Consider the following 26,450-nt stretch of genomic DNA (forward strand, 5'->3'; position numbering starts at 1 on the left):
CCGTGTTAGCGCCTCCGCCTTATGTTTTGGCTATTCGCCACTTCCTTCAAAGGTTGCTGCTCCATATCTTCCGTAATTACTACTTATAAAAGACTTGTTTCTTATTATATCAAAAAAACGTCCGTTCTTCATGAACCTGCCCGAATATTCCAGAGTTTACGGATATCCCGGCTCTCATCCCAGGTTCTTCCCAATTTTAATTGAAGGAGTAACGGAGACGCATAGCGTTCATAACGTGCATATCCATCCAATCTCTTCAGATCATCTGCCAGAGCTGGAATGTGTTCCTTGATCACTTCACGCTTTCCTTCATAAAAAGCGGTATGAACCTCCGCTTTCTCCAACGGACGCAGCAGTAATTGAGTATACCCGCTTGCGATTAAACCTGCCAATGCCACAACGCCCTTGGCAACAAGGGGTGACACAAGAAAGCTGGGTAACGTACGATACTCAAACCCACCGTAGGATTTCAGGCGAAAATCACCAAGCGCTCCATAACGTGGACGTCTTCCCGATCCACGGGGGTCCTGAAGAAATGCCAGTGGCAATGCCAGATAATTGTCCAGTGCGCGGAGCAGTTCCCCGGTAAGGTTCACGCCGCTAAAATGAATATGACCACCAAGAGGTAACCCCCGCTGTGGCATCCCCCCTGCCTGCCAGATGAGCGAGTGATCGCTTATGCTGCGGGAAGCTGCTGCAAATGCCCTCATCAGATGAGCCAGTAGCTCTCTTGGTTCGGGGCTGGGAGCGGGCCTCAATTCGGCAACCGGGTAGATGCGCCGCCCACCTATTGTCACGGAATCACAGCCTGCCATTCCGGTACGTTCCAGAAATCTGGAGGCGGGGACAATTTTGGATTCCGGCATCTGTACCAGAAGAAACTCAGGGTCCATGCCAAGTATGGGAATAGGTCTGCGACGCTGCTCCTCATCCAGCAGTTCCTGATGCTGCTTCCAGCTTTCCCTGTAGATTGCAGCAAGGTTCGTCACCCCTTTCCACGGACTCGGATCGATCGAAATGACTGCACAACCACCATTCCCTGAGGATTCCATTCGAACGGCTCCATGATCCAGTCCCAGTGTGTACAGCGTTTTGATCGCAAGTCGTTCTATGCGCTTAAACAAGGTTGAACTCGTTTCACGCTCCAACAGCGTTTCCTGCGCCCCTCCCATGCCACTCGTATCCTTGCGTTTGATCCGGATCGCCTGCAGACAACTTATCTCTACATCATAGCGTACACGCAAGCCTGGTTCTCGTTTGCGCCGATCGCGCAGTGACAATACTTCAATGCCTGCCTGTTTCAACCGTTCTGTACGTTCTCCGGAGGTCATCCTTTCATATCGGCGTAATGCCTCCTCCGCTTGTTCCATCACATTCATGACGTCTCCCCCTACCCGATCATGCAACAAAATAAAAATAACCCCGCAATGCGGAGCCTTCCCGTGAAAGGTATTCCATGCGCATTGCGAGGCTCGTTACCACCCATTTTTCAATATTTAAGAAGAAAGAGGGCTTACGCCCTCTTCACCGCGCCTTCTGGCGCATATGATACCTTAGGTTATCAAATACTTGAGTCAATCTCACAGCTCATCGTCGAGCAGGTCGGGATCGAGATCGTCATAATCTCCATCACCACTGCCAAATTCATAATCCTTGTCTTCGTAATCACCGCAACCATCTGTGCAGACCTTCACACAAACTTTGGTTTCGGCAACGAGTTCGACAGCGAATTCCCGTTCTACCCGGATAATTACACTGCTTCCACCCGCCGATACTGTGGCTTCCACACAGCTAGGTTCCTGCGTTGCATCCGCAGATACCTCCACTGTGGAAGTCCGGTGTTTCGGGTCCAGATAGGACAAAGGCACATGTTCTACATACGACACCGTTTCTTTGGCTACATCCGTCTGCGAATTCTTGTCATAGGAATACCAAATGTTGATATCGTAAGTACCAATAACTTCAATTCCGTCACCCGCTGATACGGCTTCATATTGGTGGTTGATAATCCAAGCCCCCAAAATACTTGTCGGACCATTTGGCGGAGTCACGGTATGTGTTACGGTAGAGAACTTACGACCTTTGCCGCAGATCGCCTTCGTGATAATCTCTCTACATTGATGTTTATGACTCAATGACATCTTTAAACCTCCTCCATACAATCATTCACTACAAGTGTATGCAGGGCATTCGTCTAGGGTGACAACTATTTTCTATTATTCGTTTGTAGATTGGGACCGGTCCGATATTGGGGACGGTGCTTTGTCCTTCTTCGCGACTTTCAGATACAGCGCGAGTTCACGGCACAACTGGAGAATTGCGGAACGAATCTCGAATTCTTCCCTTGTATCCGGCAGCTCCATACGTTTGAATTCTTCTTGCACATTCGCAAGAAGTTTTTCAGTTCGTCCGGTGTAGGATTCAGTAAGTACATCCTGACTGAGCTGATCGAACAGTTCCGAGACCATTTCCGCGTGTGGCATCTTCTGATAGATCTGGGACACCAGATGCATCATGTGCTGGATGGAGTCGAGCTGCGTTTTGCGCATATAGAAGTAGACACTCCATTCCTCATTCGGATGAATCACCTGATTCTCCAGAGAACGCTTGGCTGCATCAATACCACCCAGAATCGCTTTATCTGCTTCAATCAGTTCTCTACCCGCCCATGCTTCATTGGGATTACGCAGCGTCGCCGCGAATTCTTTGAAAATCTTCGAAAAGAGTTCATCGATCCGTTTACGAATGCGCAGCATCTGTGGATCTGCTGCTGGCATATAGGCCAGGTTAACCGCCATTGCGGAACCAAGACCAATCAGTAACAAAGCAATTTGTACGAGGACAACATTCACGTCCATCTCTCCGCCGCTGAACACGCGAAACACAACGACTGAACCTGTTACAATACCTTCCTTGAAGCCCACCCGGACAATAACCGGGAATGCGATCAATATGTATACGGCCAGTACCCAGTAATGGAATCCTAGAAAGTGAAAAAGTACACTTGCAAATAGAAGTCCAACGACTGAAGCAAAGAACCTCGCCGATATGGTGCGAATACTTCGTTTTCTCGTTACATCCACCCCAAGAATGGCAAGCAATCCTGCTGAGGTTGGTCCTGGCAAGCCGCACCAGTCCGCAATCAACACAGCCATTAATGCGGCGATTGCGGTTTTAATTACCCTAAAACCCATTTAACATTCCATCTCCTCTAAGCTGTAAAAAAATTGTTAGCCAGCTCGTCGCCTCATTCATTTATCATGACTAGTATGTCTCGTCCAAGTGTAAACTAGACGACATCAACCGACATGCGCATGCATGCCGGTCACAGCAATACGCCCCGAATGAGGGATGCTGGCAAGTTAGATCGTTGCGACAGAACCTCAAGGCCCTCTTCTCCAATCATCGCATTCATTCCGGATCAGCGCGGAATATTCATACTAAATATGGTACTTGATTTTACGGTATCGGGCAACGTGACACCCCTTGTGAAATTGTATACATATATAAACGTTCATCAAACGAACAAAACATAGCCACATTATCTGCGCCCAGCCAGCAATTTGCGCTCTGCATAGACAACAAGTTGATACATGGCCGTTGCAACTGCTGCAATAATTAACAGACTTGATAACACAAGCGTGAAGTTGAATACCTGGAATCCATAGATAATGAGATAACCAAGCCCTTGTTTGGCGACCAAAAACTCCCCTACAATTACACCCACCCAGGCCATGCCTACATTCACTTTCAAGGTGGATACAATCGCCGGAAAAGAAGCTGGTAATACAACTTTCGTAAAAATCTCGGAACGGTCTCCACCAAACGTACGAATCACTTTAATATAATTGGGATCCACTTCATTAAAGCTGTTATACACCACCAGTGTTGTAATAATGACGGTGATGGACAACGTGGTCATGACAATGGCTGTAAAACCTGCGCCGAACATAACGATAAAGATTGGGCCGAGTGCTACCTTTGGCATACTATTGAACACAACCATATAGGGGTCCAGCACTTTGGACAAAAAAGGAGACCACCAAATTAAAACCGCAAGCAAAGTTCCAACGAGTGTCCCCAGTAAAAAACCAACGGCCGTTTCCCCTACGGTTACCCCAACATGCGCCCATAATTCGCCACTAGCGATATCCTTGCCAATCTGTGCAAATATCTTGCTTGGATAACTGAATAACAGTACATCGATCCAACGGAGCCTGCCCGCCACTTCCCATAACAAGAACATACATACGAGCATAGATAACTGTACGCCAAGAACTTGATGTCGCCATCTGGCCACCTGCTGAATATGATTCCGATGCAGCTGTCCCATCCATTCGTCACGCTTTTCCTGCTTGGGATTCGTTTGATTCACGCGTCTTTCTCACCTCCCCCGGGCTGATCCAGTTCACTCCATAATGCCTGAAACAATGCATTGAACCCTTCTTGCTCCCTGGCATGGAATGGCTGAGCCTTCCGAATTTCATCGGGAATGATAAATTCACGACGAATGCGCCCAGGATTGCGATCAAGTACAATGACGCGATCACTGACTGCAATGGCTTCAGACAAATCATGGGTGACGAGTACAGAGGTTTTGCCAAACTGTTTTAACGTGTCCGAGACCAGATCTTCCAATTGCAGCTTGGTTTGATAATCGAGTGCCGAGAATGGTTCATCCAACAATAAAATTCCCGGGTCGGTTGCCAGCGTGCGCACCAGAGCCACCCGCTGTCTCATGCCCCCTGAAAGCTCTGAAGGGTACTGATTCTCTGTTCCGGCCAAGCCCATACTTATCAGCAGTTCCCGTACACGCTCACGACTCCGTACATCCAATCTGCCTGTCAGTTCAAGACCAATCAATGCATTATCGAGAATGGTCCGCCATGGAAACAGATAGTCCTGTTGAAGCATATAACCAATCTGTGCGGAGGGACCGCCAACGAGTTTCCCCTTAACCTTAACCTCTCCTCGGGTCGGTGTGAGCAGCCCAGCGATGATCGACAACAATGTCGTTTTCCCGCATCCGCTCGGTCCAACGAGGCTGACGAACTCTCCTTTTTGGATCTCCAGACTCAAGTCTTCAATCACCAATGAAGCTTCCCGCTCGCTGACGTATACTTGAGAGATCCCCTCCAGTCGGATCACACTTTCGGATTCAGGCATTCTGCTCACTTCCTTTCCTGAATACCCATTACTTTGAATTTGCAGCTTCTTTCGCATAGACATTATCCACAATTGCATTCATATCCACGCGTTCTTTCAGCTCTCCGGCAGCACTCATAACATCAAGCAGATTGTTCCACTCTTCCTCATCAATGATCGGGTCCATAGCGTAGCTGCCCTGTTCTTTATAACGGTTTACACTGCTGACCAGAATGGCTGGATCAATGTCTTTGAAGAAAGGAGTAATGACTTCTGCAACCTCTTCAGCCGTATGTGAATCTACCCACGCTTGCGCTTTGTGCAGACCGTACGTAAACTTTTGCACGATATCCTTGTTGTCGTTAATATAGCTCTGTTTCGTCATGAAGACCGTGTAGGGCAGACGACCACTTTCTGTTCCAAACGATGCAACAACCTTACCTCGACCTTCTTGTTCAAAGATCGATGCCTGGGGTTCAAATAGTTGAACATAATCTCCCGTGCCTGAGGCGAAAGCAGATGCAATGTTGGCAAAGTCCACATTCTGAATCAGCTCCAGATCACTCTGCGGATTAATGCCATGTTTGTTCAATGCGAACTCCCCTGCCATTTGCGGCATGCCGCCTTTACGCTGTCCTAAAAATGTGGAATTCCTCAGTTGCTCCCAATCGAAGCTGCCTTCGGGGTTACGTGCGAACAGAAAAGTACCATCCGTCTGGGTGAGTTGAGCAAAGTTAATGACCGGATCTTCCGCTCCCTGCTGATAGACGTATATGGACGTTTCCGCTCCTACCAAGGCGATATCCACCGAACCTGCGAGTAATGCCGCCATTGTTTTGTCACCGCCAGCAGTCGTCTGAATATCCACCTCAAGTCCCTGCTCCTCAAAAAAGCCTTGAGCCACAGCCACATACTCCGGTGCGTAAAATACCGAGCGAGTCACTTCGCCAATCGTAATTTTGGCTTCATTCTCTTCCTTATTACAGCTGGTAAGCGCCACAATGATAATCAGCAGAATAACGATGCCCCGGACGAACCATGGCGTGTATTTCATGTTGTTTCCCTCCTTCACTGGTTTCAGCAGTTTCTCTCTATTATGGATATGCTGCTGCCCAACAAAAGGTTAAGAACTTGAATGCAAAAAAAGAGCCGGGCAATGATGCCCGACTCTTCCGCTATTCATAATGCTATTCAATACGTTATATATGTGGTACCTACAGCTTGTATATCTCGGCGTATTTAGCTTCCAGGTAATCAGCAAGATAATCCGGGTTCAATTCTTCACCCGTTACGGCAACAATCAATTCGGAAGGTGTCCGACTTTTCCCATGCCGGTAGATCTTGTCTGTAAGCCATTCCTTAATCGGAATCAGATTACCTTCGGCAATGAGGGTATCAAACTCCGGCATTTCCTTACGCAATGTATGTAGAATTTGTGCTGCATACATATTGCCCAGAGAATACGAAGCAAAGTATCCAAAGTCGCCACCAGACCAGTGAACATCCTGCAGAACGCCCTCTCCATCATTCGTTGGCATAATACCAAGGTATTCCTTGTATTTCGCATTCCAGGTCTCTGGCAGATCCTTCACTTCCAAGCCATCGTTGAATAACATTTTTTCAATCTCATATCGGATAATAATGTGCAGATTATAGGTCAGTTCATCCGCTTCAATCCGAATGAGTGAACTCTCCACCCGGTTGATTGCACGATAGAAATCTTCCAGTTCAACTTCGCTCAGTTGCGGGAAATGCTGCTGCAAATCTTTGTAATAGCGTTCCCAGAATGGCAGGCTGCGACCAATCATGTTCTCCCAAAGACGGGACTGAGACTCATGAATTCCCATGGACGTTCCTTCAGCCAGAAGGGTACCCGCCAGACTGTCATCAATATTTTGCTCGTACAGGGCATGTCCGCCCTCATGCAATGAACTGAAGACTGCGCTTGCTACATCATCCTGCAGATAATGTGTTGTGATCCGCACATCACCCGGGTTAAGCCCCGTTGCAAAAGGATGCACACTCTCGTCCAAGCGTCCAGCTTCAAAGTCATAGCCCATTTGTTCCAAGATGAACAGACTGAACTTCTCCTGCTGTTTGGTGTCAAACAACTGATTCAGGAACTCTGTATTGGGCTGGTTGTCCGAAGCATTAATTTTCTCTTGCAAAGGCACCAAACGTGCTTTGAGCCGAGCAAATACAGCATCCACTTTTTCAACGGTCAGATCCGGTTCGTACATATCAAGCAGCGTATCGTAACGCGTATCCTTTACACCCCAATAATCAATAAACTCTTGTTTGAGCTTAACGATATCTGTCAGATATGGGGAGAACCCTGCAAAATCACTGTTATGCTTGGCATCTTCCCAAGCGGTTTCGGATTTGGCCGTGAGTACGGTATAGGCTTGCACTTTCTCAGGTGGTACGGATTGACTGCGATCATACTCTTTCTTGCAATCTTCAACCAGACGACGATCTATATCTTCGAGTTGTTCCAATACTGCTGGAGTAGTCAATGCATCCAGGTAGGTTTTCATGTCAGCCGAGGTTTGCAGCTTGAATGCTTCGGTGGACAACATACCCAGCGTCTCCGAACGAGTCGGAACGCCTTTTTTGGGCGCACCTGTGCGCAGATCCCAGTGAAGCAAACCAATGGCTTCATGATAGCTCTTGATTTTACGAGCCAGATTACGGAAGGATTCCAAATGTTCCTGTGTTTGTTTATCCATTGTTATCGTTCACCTCTTCAAAAAAAGTTTATTCACCTATTGATGATACTTTTCCTATTGCGTATAATCAACTTTTAACAGAGGCAAATCGCATTATCCTCCTCAAGATACGTGTTCCAAAAGTCTGGTTTTCATTACCGAGAAGATAGAAATGAATTTCAACTTCGATGCTGATGATGCCCTTCGGGCATGATTTGTAATCAAAAGTGGACTTTTTGAACAACCTCTATAAGGTTGGAGTAATGCCATTTGCTGACCGTGATACATTATTAAAGCAAAAAGGCGCGTAGGACAAGCTGCATCAATTGCAAGTGGCCGTGCTCGTCGTATTGGATAACAGGAGGCAATGGACATGAATAACATTCAAGAGATTTTGGCTTACAACAAATCATTTGTCGAGACTAAAGAATACGAGAAGTATACGGCTAGCAAGTTTCCAACCAAAAAGATGGTCATCATCACTTGTATGGATACCCGTCTTGTAGAGCTACTGCCGAAAGCGATGAATCTGAAAAATGGCGATGTAAAAATCATCAAAAACGCAGGTGCCATTATCTCCCAACCTTTTGGTAGTGTTATGCGTTCTGTATTGGTTGCTATCTATGAATTGGGCGCTGATGAGGTATTGGTGGTAGGTCATACAGAATGTGGTATGGCTTCCCTGCATGCTGAAACGATGATTGGTCACATGACAGAACGTGGGGTTTCCGAAGAGGTCATGTCTACGCTTGAAAATTCCGGCATTCGTCTGCAAAAGTGGCTGCGTGGGTTTGACAGTGTTGAAGAAGGGGTAAAAGGAACTGTGGAAGTGATCAAGAAGCATCCATTACTTCCTCCCAATGTACCTGTTCACGGCATGGTTATCGATTCTGCCACAGGTGAGCTTGATGTTGTCGCTGAAGGGTATGGACAACAGGCATCTCTCTAAATGGTTTGAAGTGCGGACCTTATGGTTCGCACTTTTTTTGTCTAAATTAAGGCGGTTGCTCTATCAGGTTGTCAAACCATACAGTTTCAGTGTACACTTTTATGAAAGCGGTCAAAGAAAGCAAAATCAATTGTTTTCTCTGACCCAGCCCTAATATTAAGGAGACATGTGCATGAACATACTTTCCTACGGATTACTCGGGCTGCTTACCCGCGAGGAGTCATCGGGCTATGATCTAATGCTGAAAATCCAGCCGCATTGGCAGGCAAAACACAGCCAGATCTACCCACTCCTGTCCAAGATGGAAAACGATGAGTTATTGGCCTCCCGCTGGGTACAACAGTCTGACAAACCGGATAAGAAAATGTACGCGGTTACGGAAAAAGGCATTGAAAAGCTATTGGAATGGATGATCACTCCGGTTACCGCACCGGTTACACGCGATGAATTTAATTTGCGTATTTTGTGTGTTGGCATAGCGGAAGACGGAAGCATGAGACGCATTCTGAATGAGCGTAAAAGCTGGTTTATGGAACGTATACGGTACTTCGAGGATCTGAAGTCACGTATACCTCTGGATAATCTTCGTGTAGGCAATCGAGATTTTGGAAGCTACATCCTGGTACAAAAAGGGTTAATGCATGCGCAAACAGGTCTGGAATGGTGTCATTGGGTTACCCAATTGCTTGATGGTCAAGCTGCAATTCAAGACCCCAGTCCAAGCGTTTCTGAAATTTAATAAAATTTGAAACGTTCCTGTAGGTTAACCGTATTACTTGAGTAAGGTCCAATTATGGGCGAATCAAACAAATTAATCGGGGGGTTACGATCTTTACAATGAAGAAAAAATTCGGAGTTAAACATCTAATGATGGTATTTATGGCCTTTACATTATTATTCGCAACAGTGGGAGTAACAAATCCGGATTCTGCGGATGCAAGACGTGGTGGCGGATTCAAATCCGGTACAAAAAGTTATACCAACACACCTAAGAAATCCGACTCCAACAGCAACGTGAATCAATCCAATTCCGGTAATAACTCCGGTACTGGTGCAGCTGCAACTCGTGGTGGTGGATTCTTCGGCGGTGGCGGCGGATTCATGAAAGGCATGATGCTAGGTGGTCTTGCGGGTATGATGTTCGGCGGATTGTTCGGTGGCATGGGCGCTCTGGGTAACATCCTTGGATTGCTCGTGAACGTTGCAGCAATCATGTTGATTGTTATGCTGGCTATGGCACTCTTCAGAGCCATTACAAATCGTCGTAAACCTGCAGCGGATGGCCGTTATGACCGCCGCAATGATCGTGATGATGACCGTAACAGAAACGGACGGTACTAATCTCTATGGTTCTGAGCATGGATGAAATTGTGAATGCAATCTGTATTCATATGGCAGAACGTAAGGGTGTACGTCCAACCGATGTGAATGTAGAACTGAGCTGGGAAGAAGATACAGGTTATTCCGCTGAAGTTTGGATTCAAGGCCGTAGTCAATATCTGGTAGAGTCCAATATGATTGAAGCGATTCTTCGTTACCTGCACAGCGAATACAACATTCGGGCGTACCGTGAGAACGTACGACTTGATCTGGATGAAGAGATCACAGCGATTGTTAATCAATAAAATAGGTCAAGCAATGACCCGTGATACAAAAGACCGTCTCCGCTCTGTCGCCTGACAGAGATGGAAGACGGTCTTTTTGTTCCTGTAGTTGTACTAGGATTGAAGTTTAACCAGACTGTAGTTCTTTTTACCTTTACGGATAATGATGAATTTACCGCCAATGGCATGCTCTGCAGACACCGTGAATTCAAGCTCCGTGATTTTCTCACCATTCATGGAAATCGCACCTTTGGTGACATCCTCACGCGCCTGGCGCTTGGATGGCTCTAGACCCAGATCCACGAGCCAGTCCACAATATTTTTGGCTTCGCCATCCGTTTCAAAGGTAGGCATTTCCTTGAAGCCCTGCTCGATTTCGTCTGCCGTCAGGGAACGGATATCACCACTGAACAGCGCCGCTGTAATACGTTTAGCCTGTTCAAGCATTTCTTCGCCGTGAACGAATTTTGTCATTTCTTCCGCAAGTGCTTTCTGTGCTTCGCGTCTGTGCGGCTCTGTCTCTACCTTTTCAGCCAAAGCTTCAATTTCTTCTTTGCTCAGGAAGGTAAAGTATTTCAAGTATTTGATCACATCACGGTCATCTGTATTCGCCCAGAACTGGTAGAATTCAAACGGTGTCGTTTTGTTCGGATCAAGCCAGATTGCGCCGCCAGCTGTTTTACCAAACTTGGTTCCATCGGATTTGAGCATAAGTGGAATGGTCAGACCGTACGCCTTCGCTTCAGATCCTTCCTTTTTACGAATCAGATCAAGACCACTCGTGATATTCCCCCATTGGTCTGAACCGCCGATTTGCAGCTGTACATCTTCGTTCTGGAACAGGTGCAGGTAGTCGAGTGACTGAAGGATCTGGTAGGAAAACTCAGTGAACGAGATGCCGCCTTCCAGTCTGCTCGCCACTACATCCTTAGCCAACATTGTGTTAAGGTTAAAGTTTTTGCCGTAGTCACGCAAGAATTCAATGACATTGATTTTGTGCGTCCAATCGTAGTTGTTCACCATGCGAACCTGATTATCCCCATCTGTTACAAACAACTTCTTCATCTGCGCTGTCAGTGCATCCACATTCTCCTGCACTTGCTCCATCGTTTGCAATGACCGCTCTGCCTGACGACCACTCGGATCACCAATCGTACCTGTTGCTCCACCAATCAAAATGACTGGACGATGTCCTGCCAGTTGAAAACGTTTCAGCATCATGAAGGGAATTAGATGTCCAATATGCATGCTATCTCCCGTTGGATCAACACCGCAGTACAAAGAAACGGACTTCGTTTCAGTCAATTCACGTAATCCCTCAGCATCCGTCTGCTGATTAATGGCGTCACGCCACTGTAGTTCATCAATAATATTCATTCGTATAACCCCTTTTCTATCCTCAAAATTCAGTCATGATCTACGTTAATTTACGAAATAACACGCTGGAACGGCTTTTTTGGACACAAAAAAATCGCCTCCTTGTCTTCATTAGACACAGGGACGATTATCATAACCGTGGTACCACCCAAATTGCATGGATAACACATAACCTTAACACGCTATCCATACCACTTTTGGCAATATATCGTTTGCCCATCCGCTTGGCATTACCCAAGTACTCCAGAGTGTAATTCGCAGCCCTTGTATGTATCAGGTTCCATCAACCCCTGACTTTCTGTAACAGGGACAAAGCCGCTACTGCGCTCTATCAACGTGATTCATGTATTCAATTTATAGCAAGTATAGCCGAACGTTTCGGTCATTGCAAGACCAAGTATGCAAACCTTAAACAGAACAACGGATGCTTAGTTAAAACCAGATGATATAATCATCATGTTCAATTTTCCTTGATAATAACCATAGGCTTTCTCCGCGATCTGATCCTCATTGTTCCAAAATTGCTGATCCAGCGCATCTAACTGGTGCTCTTGTTCCTTTGTCAGTAGTTTAGGAATGTCCCATAGTCCAGTAAGCCTTTCATCCTCTTTCAGATGCTCAATGCAGCCGTATGCCGAGGTTATAATCTCCACTACTTGAGTCGCACCAATGTTATGTAATGCCCGTAACGCGTAACGGTATACTTCTTCCCCCCAGTTGCAGAAAAACTGTATAAAACCGCCATTAAAGACATCCGCCTCTAACAGCCATAAAGCAGCAATGTCCTGCTCGTTCGAATTCAACGAAGCCCATGCCTGTTCAGATTCATTCTTTTTTTCGACAAATAATACAGCATACTCATACCAAATATCATGGATATCTTGCTCGCTCACGTAACACACCTCACTTTTCTTTATTCCAAACGCTCTAATTCCTGACGTTTACCCGTCTGATACCAATGTAAATACGGATCACCGATCTGCTGGAAAGCTTCCTGAACACCCCTGTTCAGTTCCTTCATCACTTCATCTGTATAGTTCAAATGCGTCCGTTTATTATCGACACCATGTCTTTCCAACAACCCTACATGCGTCGCGGTGAAAATAATATCCTCCAGCAGCCAATAGATGACTTCCTCCGGCTGTTTTACTCGTTTCTCTAACGAGACGAGACCACGTTCGTATATTCGAACGATATACGTATCTTTTCCACACTCCACATAGGGTACACCGTCCCATTTAAAGGTCTCATACAGGCGGTTAACATAGTTCTGCATCTGTTCCCTGCGGAAAGAAGTTCGCTCTAAAAGCTGTATAAGGATGTCTGCCAATTGTTGTTTGTTTAACATGTTGGACATGAATGCACCTGCCTATTTTAATAAAAAAAATGAAAAAGCTGCCAAAGGCAGCCTCTTCTTCCTTACTGTTCAATCAGGTCCCACAAAAAGTCTGGTACGAAGTATCGCATTGTGCAGGTAGTTCAGCATACTCAGCCTGTTCAGGTGAATGTGCGAACGGATCTGAAAGGACAGCCAAAAGCTTCTCCATCACGCTAAGATCCCCATGATTCTCCGCTCGCTCAAGGGCTTCCTCGACCCGATGATTACGGGGAATGACCGCTGGATTGCTCGTTCTCATCAACTGCGTAGAGACTTCCTTCCCACCTTGCTGTCTGTCCAATCTGGCTTGCCAACGCTCATGCCATTCAGCAAATTCTGACGTGCCAAACCAGGCTGTTCCTTCCAAAGTATCAAAAGTCAAAGCCAGGAACGTATTCGTGTAATCTGCACTATGCTTCTCCATGAGTTCAAGAAGATCCTTGACCAAGGCTTCATCTTCGGCCTCTTCATCCAACAAGCCCAGTTTGGCACGCATCTCCTGGAGCCAATGATGATGGTACAATTCAGAGAATTGTGCGATGGCATCTTGCGCGAGTTGCACCGCCTGCTCTTCATCTTCGTGCAACAACGGCAGAAGCGTCTCGGCAAATCGAGCCAAATTCCACCCTGCAATATACGGTTGATTGCCATAAGCATAGCGACCTTGTCTGTCAATGGAGCTAAATACGGTTGAAGGATTGTAGGCATCCATAAAGGCACATGGACCATAATCAATGGTCTCACCACTAATAGCCATGTTATCCGTATTCATCACGCCATGAATAAAACCAACTCGCTGCCACTGGGCAATGAGAGCCGCCTGCCTCTTAATCACTTCCTGAAGGAGCAGAAGATAACGATTTTCGGCTTGAGCAACCTCAGGAAAATGTCGATGCAACGTGTAATCAGCCAATGCCCGAAGATCTTCAATAGAACCCCATCTGGCTGCGTACTGGAAGGTTGCTACTCGGATGTGACTGGAAGCCACACGAGTCAAAATAGCCCCAGGCCGCTCTGTTTCGCGAATAATGTTTTCTCCTGTTGCCACCACGGCCAAACTGCGAGTCGTTGGAATACCCAGTGCATGCATCGCTTCGCTAATGATATATTCACGCAACATGGGTCCAACAGCAGCTCGTCCATCCCCTCCACGGGAGTAGGGGGTTCTTCCTGAACCTTTCAACTGGATATCCACTCGCTCGCCCTGTGGCGTAATCTGTTCTCCCAGCAGCAAAGCCCTTCCATCACCAAGCATGTTAAAATTGCCGAATTGATGTCCTGCGTACGCCTGCGCTAAAGGTTCAGCTCCTTCCGGAACCAGGTTACCTGCAAAAATTTGCGCTCCTTCATCACTGTCTAGTGACTCCACATCCAGTCCCAAATTGGAGGCAAGCAGTCTATTGAATATGATTAGCTTTGGTGATTCAACAGGCACTGCGCTCTGACTTGTAAAAAAAGGTTGTGGTAACTGCGCATAACTGTTGTCCAAATTCCATCCTTTGTTCAACGTTTCTTCTTGCATGGTGATCACAACTCCTTTTCTGTACCAAGGGATCATCCCAGGTTATATTCTTGCCTTGTGAACCAATGCTCATTTATGTAGTCGCATGGAAATTCAAGAGGATGTTGACTTAAACGAACATATAAAATGTTCTTGATGAAACTTTAGCATATTTGCATTCTTTTTGCATTCTTCATGAATAGTCACTTTGATAAGGGAAATAACCCATTGTTGGTTTCGCGCAAAAAAATCCAAGAAGATTCTCTGCTAAGTGGAGTCATTCCCTTTCATTCCACTTCCCGGAAAAACCGTCTTGGATCTATTCCGTCTACGCGATGACATGTATGTTATTACAAGAATTACGTATGTGCTTCCTGAACCTGTACGGGTTGTACAGGCAAGCTTTCTTTTTTGAAACCGAGGTTAAAGAAGATATTGAGTAGGATCGCTGACAGGCTTCCTGTGATAATACCATCGCTAACAATGATGCGAATACTTTGAGGAAGCTCGGCGAAAAGATCAGGTACAGCAGTAACACCAAGCCCAAGTGAGACGGAGCAAGCCACGATCAATAGATTGGATTGTTTGCTGAAGTCGACGTTTTGCAGCATTTTGATCCCGGATGAGACGACCATTCCGAACAGAACCACCGTCGCTCCTCCGAGGACAGCACTTGGTATAATGGTTGCAAAAGCAGCTACCTTCGGAATCAGTCCCAGAAAGACCAGAATACCTCCGGCTGCAATCACGACATTGGTCGTTTTCACCTTCGAGAGCTGAACCAAACCAACATTCTGTGCAAAGGTATTGTATGGAAAAGCATTAAATATGCCGCCCAGGACAAACGCGAAACCTTCTGCGCGATATCCCCGTGCCAGATCTTGCTCGTTAATAGGTTGATCACAGATTTTGCTCAAAGCCATAAAAACACCTGTTGATTCAATGATGACAACCGTACCTACAATGATCATTGTAATAATGGGACCAATTTCGAAAGTAGGCCATCCGAAGTAAAAGGGTTGAGGTAAATGGAACCAGGAGGCTTCCTGTACAGCGGCAAAATTCACTTTTCCCATGAAGGCTGCGATGAGGGTCCCCGCGATAATACCAAGGAGAACAGCCAGGGATTTAACAAAGCCGCGAGCATATCGATTCAGAATCAGAATGAAAAGTAAAACACCAAATGAAAGAGCCAAATTGTCCAAACTTCCAAAATTCTCGCTGTTTGCTCCACCCGCCATGTTTTTAATACCGGTTGGGATTAACGCAAGACCGATGATGGTTACCACTGTACCGATCACCACTGGTGGAAACAATTTGACGATTTTACTGAAGAACACGGCGAAGATGACGATAAATAAACCCGCTGCAATGATCGACCCATATATGGCAGGAATGCCGTATTGCGATCCAATCGCAATCATCGGTGTCACCGCGACAAAGGAACTGCCGAGCACTGCTGGCAAACCGATCCCCAAGTACTTGCCTTTCCGAGCCTGAAGCCATGTTGCAATCCCACACGTTAACAGGTCAATGGATACCAGATACGCCAACTGTTCTGCTGTCAGATTTAGCGCTCTGCCCACGAGCAAAGGTACCAGAATTGCTCCCGCATACATTGCGAGTACGTGCTGAATCCCCAGTGAAAAAACTCTCATCTTTTTGGTTTCTTTCATCCCACGTTGCCCCCTGAAATTAGAATCAACCGAACCGCTGCAAAAATCATGTTATGTTGATTCACATTATATAAACTATTCAGGGAAGTTCCATGATTCATAACATAGAATTGTGATCAGAGATAAAGAGCCCAACTAAAATTGGGCGTGTTATACAAAAGGTACTCTCATACCGATTATGTCGCGTTATATTAGTTGACACAGGAGGTTGGATAGCCCTCTTTGACACTCGAAAAAAAGAGACATAAATGTGGAATTTAAATTCAGTGTTGCATGTTAATGCGTATTTCTCAACATCACTTGTTGCATATTCTTAGCTTGTCAGTTGAGAAGCTTGATGTTAAAATGTTGCTCCATTATCTCACCGTTCTGGTGAACCATTTCTGTAAAAAACACTTCTTCTCTGTTCATCAGAACAACGGATGAAGCTCTCGTCCCATAGTCAAATTTCTCACTTCTGACGAAGATGGGAGAAAGCAAACGTTCCCACTCCAATGGAACACCTGTATGAGGCAGAAGTTCATCCACTGTAGGATCTGCAATTTGTAGCAGATTTAATATTTGTTCAGTGAGAGTATCCTCGTCCAGGTTCTCTCCTTGAATGATTCTCTCCAGCCCTTCTTTCCCACGTTTCACCTTGGGCCAATCTGTATTGATCAAGTGATTACTAATCCCGTATATTCCCGGTTTCAACTTCATCACGACATTACCCACATTCGAATAATAATAGAGCCCATCGCGATCCCCCACTAACAGGTTGTAGCCAGGATAATCATTGCGACTTTGCTCTGCATGTAATACATATTGCTCAGGTGTGGACGTTCCCTTTAAAAAGTCAGCAACCAGATCTCCTCTTGAGCCCTTGGCATGTATCTCTTCATTCGGATCACGATAATTCGTAACAGCAGCCAGACGCCCACCGGTTGTTACGCCCATCCAGGTTCCCATTTTTGACAAGTCTCGCCCTGCCAATATCTGAGGGTAATCTTCCCAATAATGTGCTTGAGCCGTAGGTCTGTGATAGAATTCATCCCTGTTTGACCCCAGTATAAGCGGATACGTTGGATGCATGTGGTAAGCAAATAAAATTAAACACATGGGAACCTTCAACTCCTATAGTCGTTAACCTCTAGAATCGCAACTTCATATCGCATAATCAACAACAATGACATCTTCCACCCAACCATCGAGAGAGGCTACAAATGCCTGATGAGCAGGATGTGGACCATAAGCACGCAGTGCGTCCTGATCTGCAAACGTCACTCTCAATCCAATCGTATAACCTTGAATACGGTCTGTTTCTTCTGTTACATTGATCCCTGCAGTCAACGCGGCAATCCCCGGGATTTGTTCCTGTAGCGCGAGCAATTGCTCCACCCATTCCTGCTGTTTGGCTAGCGTGGTTTTATCGTTAAATTTGAAAACAACCAAATGTTCAATCATCTTGTCACTTCTCCTTCGTCCATTCGAATAGTAAAGCGATTTCGTTAAATGAAGTTAATTAATGAAGTTAATTCATGAAGTTAATTCAACAATTCCAATCCGCCCATCATATAAGGGACAACTCGCTGGGCCAAGTCAGTAGGAGATTCCTCTCTTCCATCCATATTCCATCGATACGTCATTCCGTAGATCGACCAGCTTAGCATCGTTGCAGTTATATTCAGCGTTTTGAAATCTACATCCTTCGCCGTTCTGCTCATTAATTCAAGCAAGAATTGCTCCAGCTGTGTCTTAATGTTTTCTTCAATTATCGGTGCAACCGTCTCATATTTCTTGATGCAGTCATTGCTTGAGACGTGGTAATCACATAATGAAAATATAAGTTGCTGTATGGTTTCCGCTGATAACCGGGCATCCGGGTCCACCCTTTTCGTTACATATTCCATAAAAGCATCCGATAACAAGGCTTCAAGCAATGCATATTTATCCTGAAAATGAGCGTAAAAAGTGGCTCTGTTAATTGTGGCTTGTTCCGTAATATTCTGAATCGTAATGCTGTTGAAATTTTTAAGATTCAACTGGTGCAGAAACGCATCAAGAATTAATTGCCGAGTGCGAACTACACGCGGATCGTTCGAGTTTGGAGACAATACACCAGACAAGTCCCAGTCCTCCTTTGTGCATAACATATTTGGCGAGACTCCTTTATTATAGATAAGTGCTATTGGTTCAACAAGTGAAAGCAAGTGCAAAGACGCCATACAATAATCCGTGTCTTTCGCTTAAGCAACAAAACAATCAAACTGTTGGTTGAGTAAGCTTGTAGGGATTGCTAACATTGCACTCGTACCCACTGAGAGGTACAACATTATGGAGGTGCATATGTTGAGTAATCCACAATATAACATTATTTCTACAGAGCGTTTGTTTCAACCATACACCGTTGCCAAGCTAACCTTGTCCTCGCGCATCGTCATGTCTCCCATGGCTCGAGCCTTCTCCCCGGATGGTGTCCCGGGCCCCGATGTAGCCGCATATTATCGTCGCCGTGCCGAGCATGGTGTTGGACTCATTATTACCGAAGGTGCGACCATTGATCATCCGTCTGCATCAAGTGAGCCTAGAATCCCTCATATGTACGGAGCAGCAGCTCTTCAAGGCTGGTCTGAAGTGGTCAAACAAGTTCATGAAGCTGGCAGCAAAATCTTCCCTCAGATTTTACACATGGGAATCGTTCGTCCTTCAGGATCTGACCCACACCCGGAAGCTGCATCACTCAGTCCATCGGGAATGGATATGGAGGGTAATCAAGTAGGTGCGCCCATGACGGAGGCAGAGATTGCAATGGTGATTCAAGCTTATGCTGATGCAGCCGTTAATGCGCAACGCATCGGTTTTGACGGAATTGAGCTTCACGGTGCACACGGATTTTTGATCGATCAGTTTTTCTGGAAAACGACAAATAGAAGGACAGACCGCTACGGTGGTGACCTTCGGAAACGAACTCAATTTGCAATTGAACTTGTCATGGCAGTTCGTGCTGCGGTAGGTCCTGATTTTCCTATTGCAATGCGGATTTCCCAATGGAAAATGAATGATTATCAAGCCCGACTGTTCGACACACCGGAACAACTGGAACAATTCCTTCGTTTGCTGGTTGACGCAGGTGTAGATATCTTCCACTGCTCCACACGACGCTTCTGGGAACCCGAGTTTGAAGGATCGGATCTTGGATTTGCAGGGTGGGTGCGGAAGTTAAGTGGTCAAACCACGATAACGGTCGGTTCTGTAGGTATGGCAGATGAACCTGAAGCAGAAGGCGATGAAGTCAAACATCCCGGGATGAGCGAACTTATGAAGCGATATGAGCAAAAGGAATTTGACCTGGTAGCTGTGGGACGTGCACTCCTTGGTGATCCGGCATGGGCTGCCAAAATACGCGAAGGCCGCGTCTCTGAGATTCAGACTTTTACACCTGAAGCACTGGCTACGCTACACTAAGAACAATGATTTATCGTTCCAGACATTTTTTCTCACATCATTTTTTCTCACATATATGTAGGTTTGATCCCATGTATCAACTATACTATGCAAAGGGCTCGCTTTCCCTCCGGGATTGCGGGTATTTTTTTTTTGGAGATAACTGTACAATCAAACACTTGGAGCACATAGCAATATCGTTCAAGAAAATTCCTTCTTTGCATCCTATAATGACCTTAACATACAGAAAGAAGGTGCATCATGACTCGGGAAGTCCGGACTGTGGTATTTGATACCGACTTACAGCTAGAAGCTTATCAGTTTGAAGGCATTATGCAGAAGTTTCCCAATCACTTTCATGACTATTACGTCATTGGTTTTATTGAGCAAGGCAAGCGTCACCTCGTCTGCAACAGTGAAGAATACATTTTGAGTAGCGGGGACATGATTGTCTTTAATCCACACGATCCTCATGCCTGCGAACAGGTCGATGGCAGAACACTCGATTATCGCTGTATCAACGTCCAGCCTGAGGTGATGCGAGAGTATGCGAGAGAGATTACCGGACAAGCTTACTTGCCACGGTTTACAACCCCCGTTCTCTACCAAAGTGAACTTGTGGGTTCCCTTCACGAGCTGCATCAGATGATTTTGGAGGAGCAATCGGATTTCTGCAAAGAAGAATTGTTACTCTTTCTGCTGGATCAATTGATGCGAGAATATTCAGATGCTGAACCGCCTGTTTCCACTCAGGATGTTACTATGGAGATCAGACGCATATGTGAGTACATCGAAACTCATTACATGGAGAGCATCTCATTAAACGAGTTAGCCGACTTGACGGAGATGAGCAAATATCACCTGTTGCGTTTATTCACTCGTCAGAAAGGCATATCACCCTACCGCTACCTGGAAACAATTCGTATTAACCATGCCAAACGGTTCTTGGAACAGGGCCAGCTTCCGATTGAAGTTGCTGCACAGACAGGATTTAGCGACCAGAGCCACTTCACGAATTTTTTCAAAAAACTGATTGGCCTGACGCCCAAGCAATACCGACGTATCTTCAATCATGATACCGAGCCGAAACGAACTACCCAGCACATCGTATGACGAGTCATCAGAACACCACGGTCTCTACTGGGCATTTACTCGCTTTGTTTACCATATTGATCTGGGGCACTACCTTTGTCTCGACGAAGGTTCTGCTGATTGACTTCACTCCAGTGGAAATTTTATTTTTTCGCTTTTTGATCGGGTATGTGGTACTAATACTGATCTATCCGCGTTCACTGCGGACCGCCTCATTCAGAGAGGAATGCTTATTTATCGGAGCAGGAATATGTGGAGTGACTCTATATTTTCTCATTGAAAATATTGCGTTGCTGTACACAACCGCTTCCAACGTGGGAGTTATTGTCTCCATTGCCCCGTTCTTCACTGCCGTACTCGCACATTTCTTCCTGGATGGTGAGAAGTTAACACGCCGCTTTCTTATCGGATTTGGGATTGCCTTGAGCGGCATCCTACTCATCGCACTGAATGGCAGTTTCGTACTGCAACTGAATCCGGCAGGTGATCTGCTTGCTTTCATAGCACCTGCGGTATGGGCGATTTATTCTGTATTAATGCGTAAAATTGGCCAGCTTCGCTTTCACACGATTGGTGCGACTCGCAAAGTATTTTTCTATGGCCTGATCTTCATGCTGCCAGCTCTTTTCCTGTTTGAATTCCATTGGGAACTCGGGCGCTTCACAAGTATGACCAATCTTTCTAACTTACTTTACCTCGGTCTGGGTGCCTCCGCGTTGTGTTTCGTGACCTGGAACCGGGCTGTGAATCTTCTCGGAGCTATGAAAACAAGTGTATATATCTATCTGGTGCCTGTCATTACTGTCGTGTCATCTGCACTCATTCTTCGGGAACAGATCACCTGGGTGATTGTAATTGGTGCGTTCTTAACCCTATTCGGCTCTTACATTTCAGAGCGCAAGGCACACAATCTTAACAACAAAAACACTAATCCACGGATGGGTTAGTGTTTGCTTCAGTTTTACGGATATAACTGGAACGCTTGGTTGCCCACCGTTGACATGCAGCAGAATTCATTCATGTGATCTCATTCAATTGAGACAGCAGAATCTCCAGTTCCTCTTGCTCCAGATGACGCCATTGCCCCCGCTCCAGTTGATCCAGCGTAATATTCATAATTCGGATGCGCTCCAGCTTCAATACTCGGTACCCCAAAGCTTTGCACATTCTGCGGATCTGCAGATTGAGCCCCTGTGTCAGAATAATACGAAACACATGTTCACTTTGCCTATTCACTTCGCAAGGCTTGGTCACCACGTCCAGAATTTCAACACCTTCAGACATGGACTTTACAAATTCATCTGTAATAGGTTTGTCTACAGTCACTACATATTCCTTATCATGATTATGCTCCGAACGCATCATCTTGTTCACAATGCCTCCATCATTCGTAAGCAAAATCAACCCCTCAGATGCCTTATCCAGCCTGCCTATTGCAAATATGCGAGAAGGATAATTCATATATTGAATGATGTTGCCCTCCACATGTTCTGCTGCTGTGCAGACAATACCGATCGGTTTATTCAGAGCAATGTAGACAGGTTCGCTGTCATTACGAGGAATCTGCTTGCCATCAATGAGTACCACATCGTCAGGTTCAACTTTCGCCCCTTTTTCACATACCCTGCCATTGATCGTTATGCGTCCGGCTGCAATTAATCGGTTCGTTTCCCTGCGGGAGCAGAATCCCGTTTCACTTATGTATTTGTTAATTAACATGTGTCACCGCTTCTCATCTGTAGTATATCTGCTGGTTTAATGAATGATACGTTCATTTACTGCTGCAAGAGTTAGTACCTTGTACTGATTCTCATTCCCCATCATCTCATTTATACTGATACGAAGCAATGAATGGTTGTATGAAAACACATACCACGGTTCATAGGAAAGCCAAAATACACTCTGGAAGGAGTATCCATGAACAAAGTTACTCGACTTACAATTGTTCCCGATGATCCAAACCTAGAATCTGGCATATGGATTGGTGGAGAAATCGCATACGTTGCAGACTGGCCGGTCAACCCTGAGGGGCAGCCTTTAATGCATCTGTTCTCCATCCATTGCCATACACTTTCGCAGCATGTCGATATCCCTTCTTTACCACAAGATAAATATATCTCGGTCTTCTCCACCTACTCCGCCTCCGAATACTTTCTGGACCAGGTAACCTATGCGGGAGATGAGCTGGAATGGAACGAAAATATTCTCGCAGGATACACTTATGTCTCGGTATCTTCGCATCCGCTAACTTCCGTATGCCCCCTTCCACCCATTCCGTTAAGCGGCGTACGTTTGATTGAAATGGAGTTGGACGATCAGGAGTTCCCTGCATGTTCGTTTTTCTCTCCGACTTTACCAAACGGTGTGAAGGGAATTGAGCATCTGGTAGAGGAGTATCAACTGGTGTGCCAAATATATTCCGGAGATTTTCCTGATCCTTATCGGGATATATTGGGTCTTTCGGATGCTAACGGTTATTTATTTTTGCGAAAGGGTCTCGCGTCTGCTCACGCACCATTCGATGCAATTTTCTTTGTACAGACTGCTTAATGGCGATATGTTGAGGTCAAATACCATCATATAGAACGGCTAATCAGAACGTTTCCCGTCTACTCAGACAGGGAACGTTTTTTGATATATGCCCAGTTTACAATCCTCGTTCAATTCAAATGCCAACACTGTTAAAAGTTCATATTGATTGGATCGTATCTATCCTTTCGACACGAAATCGTTTTAGAAAAAAATGTAACACGAATGTTCAAAACTTAACATTATTTTACAATAAAAAGCATGTACATTTGGGCAATTATGGTATAAGTTATATATGAAATAAACATTAATTACATAATATAAAATTTTAACCCAATTAGGAGGCGGGCTTTTGAAAAGAATATTCGCTCTAAGCTGCGGTTTTTATCTGTTAATCGGCATAACCAGCGTTGTGCTCGGTGCACTTCTCCCTGTTTTATTGTCATATTATGAGCGCGGTTACAGTGATGGCGGATTTTTGTTATTTCTGCAGTTTCTTGGATTTCTTGTCGGTGTACTTGTAGCTCCTGCCCTGACAGCCCGGATTGGAAGAAAAGCGATGCTTACCCTTGCCTTGATCTGTATTGTAGCCGCCTATACATTACTCGGTTTTTTGCCATCCTGGGCTGTAGTTCTCTTTCTCACAATGATCGTAGGTTTCGGTTCAGGTATCATCGAACCCTCTGTAGGTGCATTCACGATCGAATTCACTGAGAATCAGAAGGCAGTCGCCATGTCCAAGCTGGATGTCTTTTTTGCTCTTGGAGCACTTCTCATCCCCGCTGTCGCTGCTTTATTTATCTGGATAGACATGTGGCATCTCACTTTTTATGCGGTGGCCGTGTTGTCACTGGTTCTCATGTTGCTGTGGATCACTATGCCCCGGCCAGCCGCACTATATCTGGAACAAGCTGGTGAGAATACAGTGGCGCATGCCGCAGGTAAAGCCAGATATTCAAAAAAACATCTAGGTCTGCTGACGATCTTCGTCATCTTCTTTTTCATCTACATGGGACTGGAACTGGGACTGATGAACTTCCTGCCCTCCATTCTCGTAGAACGATTGCAGCTTCAGGAATCTGTCGCATCACTGAGTGTCTCCATCCTGTGGATTGCGATGATCATCGGCCGTCTTTTCTCGGGAAAAATAGCGGAAGCGGTCAACTATATGCCTTTCCTGATCTGGAGTACGATCGGCACGCTTATGTTCGCAGTGGCTATGGTATTTGTAACTGGACAGTGGGCAACGTACGTGCTGATCTTCGGGACCGGTTTGTTCATGTCAGGGCTGTTCTGTATCGCACTCGTCTATGCTAATGTTCTGATTCCCGGCATGACCGAACGCACAACCAGTATCCTGATCGCATCGGGTGGTATTGGAGGTGCAGTCTTGCAGTATGTGACTGGATGGAGTATGAGTGCCTGGCCTATTGTGAATACCATCTGGATTTTGGCCGGATTCTGTCTGATCCTTCTTCTCACATTGATGGTCTCTCATCTATGGACTGTTAAGAATAATACCGTAAGTGCAGCTCTCGCACAACATAGTAAGGAAATGTAAACTTCATTTCTTAAGGGAGGTGATGCCCGCATCATCCGGGATTGTTGAGCTTCGTTCGAGCTAGTACACCATAATATTGGAGGAAATCGTATGCAAACTTTGACCAACAACCGCTTCGTAGCCGGAAAAGGGATTAAGTTGATTGACGATTCAGGTGTTGAATACCTCGATGGCGTATCAGGTACGTTCAATCTGTCACTGGGCTATAATCACCCACATGTAGTCAGCAAAATTCAGGAACAAGTCGGCAATCTGACGCATATGTCTTCCTCCTTCACTGAACCATACGTAAATGAAGTACTTGATCACTTAATCGAATATGCTCCAAACGACATTAATGCCGGATGGATGCGGGATATTACCGGTTCAACTGCAAACGAATGTGCAACAAAAATTGCACAGAAGTATACCGAATCGACAGACATCATCAGCCTGTATCTATCCCATCATGGACAGACCCAATTTGCCACCGGAATCTCGGGAAATGCCTTTAGACGGAAACGGTTCCCCAATTCAGCAGCGGCTAACGCTGTTCATGTACCTGCCCCATACTGTTATCGCTGCCCATTCAAATCCTCAAACGGAGACTGCGCCTATCAATGCGTTGAAGCTATCTCTGATGCGATTGAATATGCAAGTTCCGGCTCAGTCGCCTGCATGATCATTGAACCCATTCTGGGGAATGGTGGCAATATCATTCCTCCTGCCGGATATTTCAAACGACTGCGTAAACTGTGTGATGAGTACAACATGCTTCTCATTGCGGACGAAGTACAGACCGGCATCGGTCGTACGGGAACCATGTTTGCCAGCGAGCTGTTTGATATCCAGCCTGACATGATTACCCTTGCCAAAGGTCTTGGCGGAATCGGCGTACCTGTTGCTGCTGTATTAATGCAATCCCGATTAAATGTGCTCGAAAAGCACGAACACTCCTTCACCTCTGGAAGCAATCTGATTTCCGTAACCGCTGCCAAATCCACCCTGGAGGTGGTATCTGAACCCGGATTTCTCGATGCCGTGAAACGGAAAGGTGAAATTCTGGGTGAATTGCTGCATGAATTGGCTATGAAATACCCAAGTATCGGGGAAGCTCGTGGTGTCGGGTTAATGTGGGGGCTGGAGATCGTGGGTGACGGTAATGAACCGGATACACTTAAAACCAATGCCATTGTTGATCGCGCTTTTACAGATGAGCATCTGATCTTGAGAAGTTCAAGATATGGCTTCGGTAACGTGGTTAAGGTCCGGCCTTCTCTTACCACAACCGAAGACGAACTGGTAGAGATTGTGGAGCGGCTGGATTCGGTGCTTGCCAGCGTTCATTAAAACATTTCAATGCAACTGTTCGAAGTGGTCGTTTCGGTTACGAATCGTTCTTATGATCGCTGTTATCCACGGATTTTCTTGATTTTCCTTTCCCAAGGGAAAAATCCGGTGATAAAGGCGAACGCTTCGCTTCTCCAGAATCGATTTCGTCCCCTTCACTACTTTCGTATCTTGTCAG

Annotated in this window: 26 protein-coding genes and 1 other annotated feature; of the genes, 10 read left to right on the plus strand and 16 right to left on the minus strand. The window is 45.8% G+C overall.

Annotation, left to right across the window (positions count from 1 at the left end):
- Positions 1-128: 128 nt before the first annotated feature.
- The 7 genes from NLBNIHML_RS05010 to NLBNIHML_RS05040 form a co-directional block, all read right to left on the minus strand.
- The gene (locus NLBNIHML_RS05010) at positions 129-1,379 is read right to left on the minus strand and encodes a putative amidoligase domain-containing protein (RefSeq protein ID WP_494353913.1); all 1,251 of its coding nucleotides are present in this window, start codon (positions 1,377-1,379) and stop codon (positions 129-131) included.
- Between the two features lie 201 nt (positions 1,380-1,580).
- A complete protein-coding gene (locus NLBNIHML_RS05015) occupies positions 1,581-2,141 on the minus strand; it encodes an outer spore coat protein CotE (protein WP_339234691.1) in 561 nt (186 codons plus the stop codon).
- A 75-nt stretch (positions 2,142-2,216) separates the two neighbouring features.
- A complete protein-coding gene (locus NLBNIHML_RS05020; RefSeq protein WP_124116373.1) occupies positions 2,217-3,194 on the minus strand; it encodes an aromatic acid exporter family protein in 978 nt (325 codons plus the stop codon).
- A 347-nt stretch (positions 3,195-3,541) separates the two neighbouring features.
- Complete coding sequence (locus NLBNIHML_RS05025) at positions 3,542-4,333, minus strand: ABC transporter permease (RefSeq protein ID WP_494354675.1); 792 nt, start codon at positions 4,331-4,333, stop codon at positions 3,542-3,544.
- Positions 4,334-4,371: 38 nt separating this feature from the next.
- Entirely contained in the window at positions 4,372-5,166 is a 795-nt protein-coding gene (locus tag NLBNIHML_RS05030) for an ABC transporter ATP-binding protein (RefSeq protein ID WP_339234693.1), read from the minus strand.
- A gap of 28 nt (positions 5,167-5,194) precedes the next feature.
- Entirely contained in the window at positions 5,195-6,199 is a 1,005-nt protein-coding gene (locus tag NLBNIHML_RS05035; RefSeq protein WP_494353914.1) for an ABC transporter substrate-binding protein, read from the minus strand.
- Between the two features lie 160 nt (positions 6,200-6,359).
- Positions 6,360-7,874, minus strand: a complete 1,515-nt coding sequence (locus NLBNIHML_RS05040) for a carboxypeptidase M32 (protein WP_339234696.1) — start codon at positions 7,872-7,874, stop codon at positions 6,360-6,362.
- Between the two features lie 352 nt (positions 7,875-8,226).
- Here NLBNIHML_RS05040 and NLBNIHML_RS05045 point away from each other — a divergent pair, with 352 nt between their 5' ends.
- The 4 genes from NLBNIHML_RS05045 to NLBNIHML_RS05060 all read left to right on the plus strand — a co-directional run bounded on the left by NLBNIHML_RS05045 (position 8,227) and on the right by NLBNIHML_RS05060 (position 10,427).
- Entirely contained in the window at positions 8,227-8,802 is a 576-nt protein-coding gene (locus NLBNIHML_RS05045) for a beta-class carbonic anhydrase (RefSeq protein WP_339234698.1), read from the plus strand.
- Positions 8,803-8,974: 172 nt separating this feature from the next.
- On the plus strand, positions 8,975-9,541 hold the full coding sequence (locus NLBNIHML_RS05050; RefSeq protein WP_253437997.1) for a PadR family transcriptional regulator: 567 nt from the start codon (positions 8,975-8,977) through the stop codon (positions 9,539-9,541).
- A gap of 98 nt (positions 9,542-9,639) precedes the next feature.
- Positions 9,640-10,143, plus strand: a complete 504-nt coding sequence (locus tag NLBNIHML_RS05055) for a hypothetical protein (protein WP_339234702.1) — start codon at positions 9,640-9,642, stop codon at positions 10,141-10,143.
- A gap of 5 nt (positions 10,144-10,148) precedes the next feature.
- A complete protein-coding gene (locus NLBNIHML_RS05060; protein ID WP_017687903.1) occupies positions 10,149-10,427 on the plus strand; it encodes a YxcD family protein in 279 nt (92 codons plus the stop codon).
- A 93-nt stretch (positions 10,428-10,520) separates the two neighbouring features.
- Here NLBNIHML_RS05060 and tyrS read toward each other — a convergent pair whose 3' ends face one another.
- The 8 genes from tyrS to NLBNIHML_RS05100 all read right to left on the minus strand — a co-directional run bounded on the left by tyrS (position 10,521) and on the right by NLBNIHML_RS05100 (position 18,470).
- Positions 10,521-11,783 (minus strand): tyrosine--tRNA ligase, encoded by a 1,263-nt coding sequence (gene tyrS, locus NLBNIHML_RS05065; protein WP_091011938.1) that lies wholly within the window; start codon positions 11,781-11,783, stop codon positions 10,521-10,523.
- A gap of 116 nt (positions 11,784-11,899) precedes the next feature.
- Positions 11,900-12,127, minus strand: a binding site (T-box leader).
- Positions 12,128-12,211: 84 nt separating this feature from the next.
- Positions 12,212-12,676, minus strand: a complete 465-nt coding sequence (locus tag NLBNIHML_RS05070) for a DMP19 family protein (protein ID WP_494353915.1) — start codon at positions 12,674-12,676, stop codon at positions 12,212-12,214.
- Positions 12,677-12,696: 20 nt separating this feature from the next.
- Positions 12,697-13,140: an Imm63 family immunity protein gene (locus NLBNIHML_RS05075; protein WP_494353916.1), complete on the minus strand. Its 444-nt coding sequence runs from the start codon at positions 13,138-13,140 to the stop codon at positions 12,697-12,699.
- Positions 13,141-13,213: 73 nt separating this feature from the next.
- Positions 13,214-14,683 (minus strand): protein adenylyltransferase SelO, encoded by a 1,470-nt coding sequence (locus NLBNIHML_RS05080; protein ID WP_494353917.1) that lies wholly within the window; start codon positions 14,681-14,683, stop codon positions 13,214-13,216.
- Between the two features lie 338 nt (positions 14,684-15,021).
- Positions 15,022-16,338: a nucleobase:cation symporter-2 family protein gene (locus tag NLBNIHML_RS05085; protein WP_494353918.1), complete on the minus strand. Its 1,317-nt coding sequence runs from the start codon at positions 16,336-16,338 to the stop codon at positions 15,022-15,024.
- Positions 16,339-16,659: 321 nt separating this feature from the next.
- The gene (locus tag NLBNIHML_RS05090) at positions 16,660-17,436 is read right to left on the minus strand and encodes an NRDE family protein (protein ID WP_494353919.1); all 777 of its coding nucleotides are present in this window, start codon (positions 17,434-17,436) and stop codon (positions 16,660-16,662) included.
- 45 nt (positions 17,437-17,481) lie between these two features.
- On the minus strand, positions 17,482-17,781 hold the full coding sequence (locus tag NLBNIHML_RS05095) for a Dabb family protein (RefSeq protein WP_494353920.1): 300 nt from the start codon (positions 17,779-17,781) through the stop codon (positions 17,482-17,484).
- 80 nt (positions 17,782-17,861) lie between these two features.
- On the minus strand, positions 17,862-18,470 hold the full coding sequence (locus tag NLBNIHML_RS05100) for a TetR/AcrR family transcriptional regulator (protein WP_494353921.1): 609 nt from the start codon (positions 18,468-18,470) through the stop codon (positions 17,862-17,864).
- Positions 18,471-18,663: 193 nt separating this feature from the next.
- Between NLBNIHML_RS05100 and NLBNIHML_RS05105 the strand changes: the two genes are divergently transcribed.
- The 3 genes from NLBNIHML_RS05105 (at position 18,664) to NLBNIHML_RS05115 (ending at position 21,800) form a co-directional block, all read left to right on the plus strand.
- Positions 18,664-19,782, plus strand: coding sequence for an NADH:flavin oxidoreductase (locus NLBNIHML_RS05105; protein ID WP_494353922.1), 1,119 nt, complete (start codon positions 18,664-18,666; stop codon positions 19,780-19,782).
- Between the two features lie 240 nt (positions 19,783-20,022).
- Positions 20,023-20,874 (plus strand): AraC family ligand binding domain-containing protein, encoded by an 852-nt coding sequence (locus NLBNIHML_RS05110; protein WP_494353923.1) that lies wholly within the window; start codon positions 20,023-20,025, stop codon positions 20,872-20,874.
- Positions 20,871-21,800 (plus strand): DMT family transporter, encoded by a 930-nt coding sequence (locus tag NLBNIHML_RS05115; protein WP_494353924.1) that lies wholly within the window; start codon positions 20,871-20,873, stop codon positions 21,798-21,800. Before NLBNIHML_RS05110 ends, NLBNIHML_RS05115 begins: the two co-directional genes overlap by 4 nt.
- 70 nt (positions 21,801-21,870) lie before the next feature.
- Here the strand turns inward: NLBNIHML_RS05115 and NLBNIHML_RS05120 are convergent, their stop codons facing one another.
- Positions 21,871-22,572 (minus strand): pseudouridine synthase, encoded by a 702-nt coding sequence (locus NLBNIHML_RS05120; RefSeq protein ID WP_494353925.1) that lies wholly within the window; start codon positions 22,570-22,572, stop codon positions 21,871-21,873.
- A gap of 198 nt (positions 22,573-22,770) precedes the next feature.
- Between NLBNIHML_RS05120 and NLBNIHML_RS05125 the strand changes: the two genes are divergently transcribed.
- From NLBNIHML_RS05125 to NLBNIHML_RS05135, 3 genes are all read left to right on the plus strand, one after another.
- The gene (locus tag NLBNIHML_RS05125; protein WP_494353926.1) at positions 22,771-23,403 is read left to right on the plus strand and encodes a hypothetical protein; all 633 of its coding nucleotides are present in this window, start codon (positions 22,771-22,773) and stop codon (positions 23,401-23,403) included.
- A gap of 331 nt (positions 23,404-23,734) precedes the next feature.
- Positions 23,735-24,943 carry an MFS transporter gene (locus NLBNIHML_RS05130; RefSeq protein WP_494353927.1) on the plus strand — a complete coding sequence of 403 codons (1,209 nt, stop codon included), beginning with the start codon at positions 23,735-23,737 and terminating at the stop codon, positions 24,941-24,943.
- 90 nt (positions 24,944-25,033) lie between these two features.
- Positions 25,034-26,272 (plus strand): aspartate aminotransferase family protein, encoded by a 1,239-nt coding sequence (locus tag NLBNIHML_RS05135; RefSeq protein WP_342570426.1) that lies wholly within the window; start codon positions 25,034-25,036, stop codon positions 26,270-26,272.
- Positions 26,273-26,450 lie beyond the last annotated feature (178 nt).

The sequence above is a fragment of the Paenibacillus sp. JNU01 genome, from assembly GCF_059130585.1.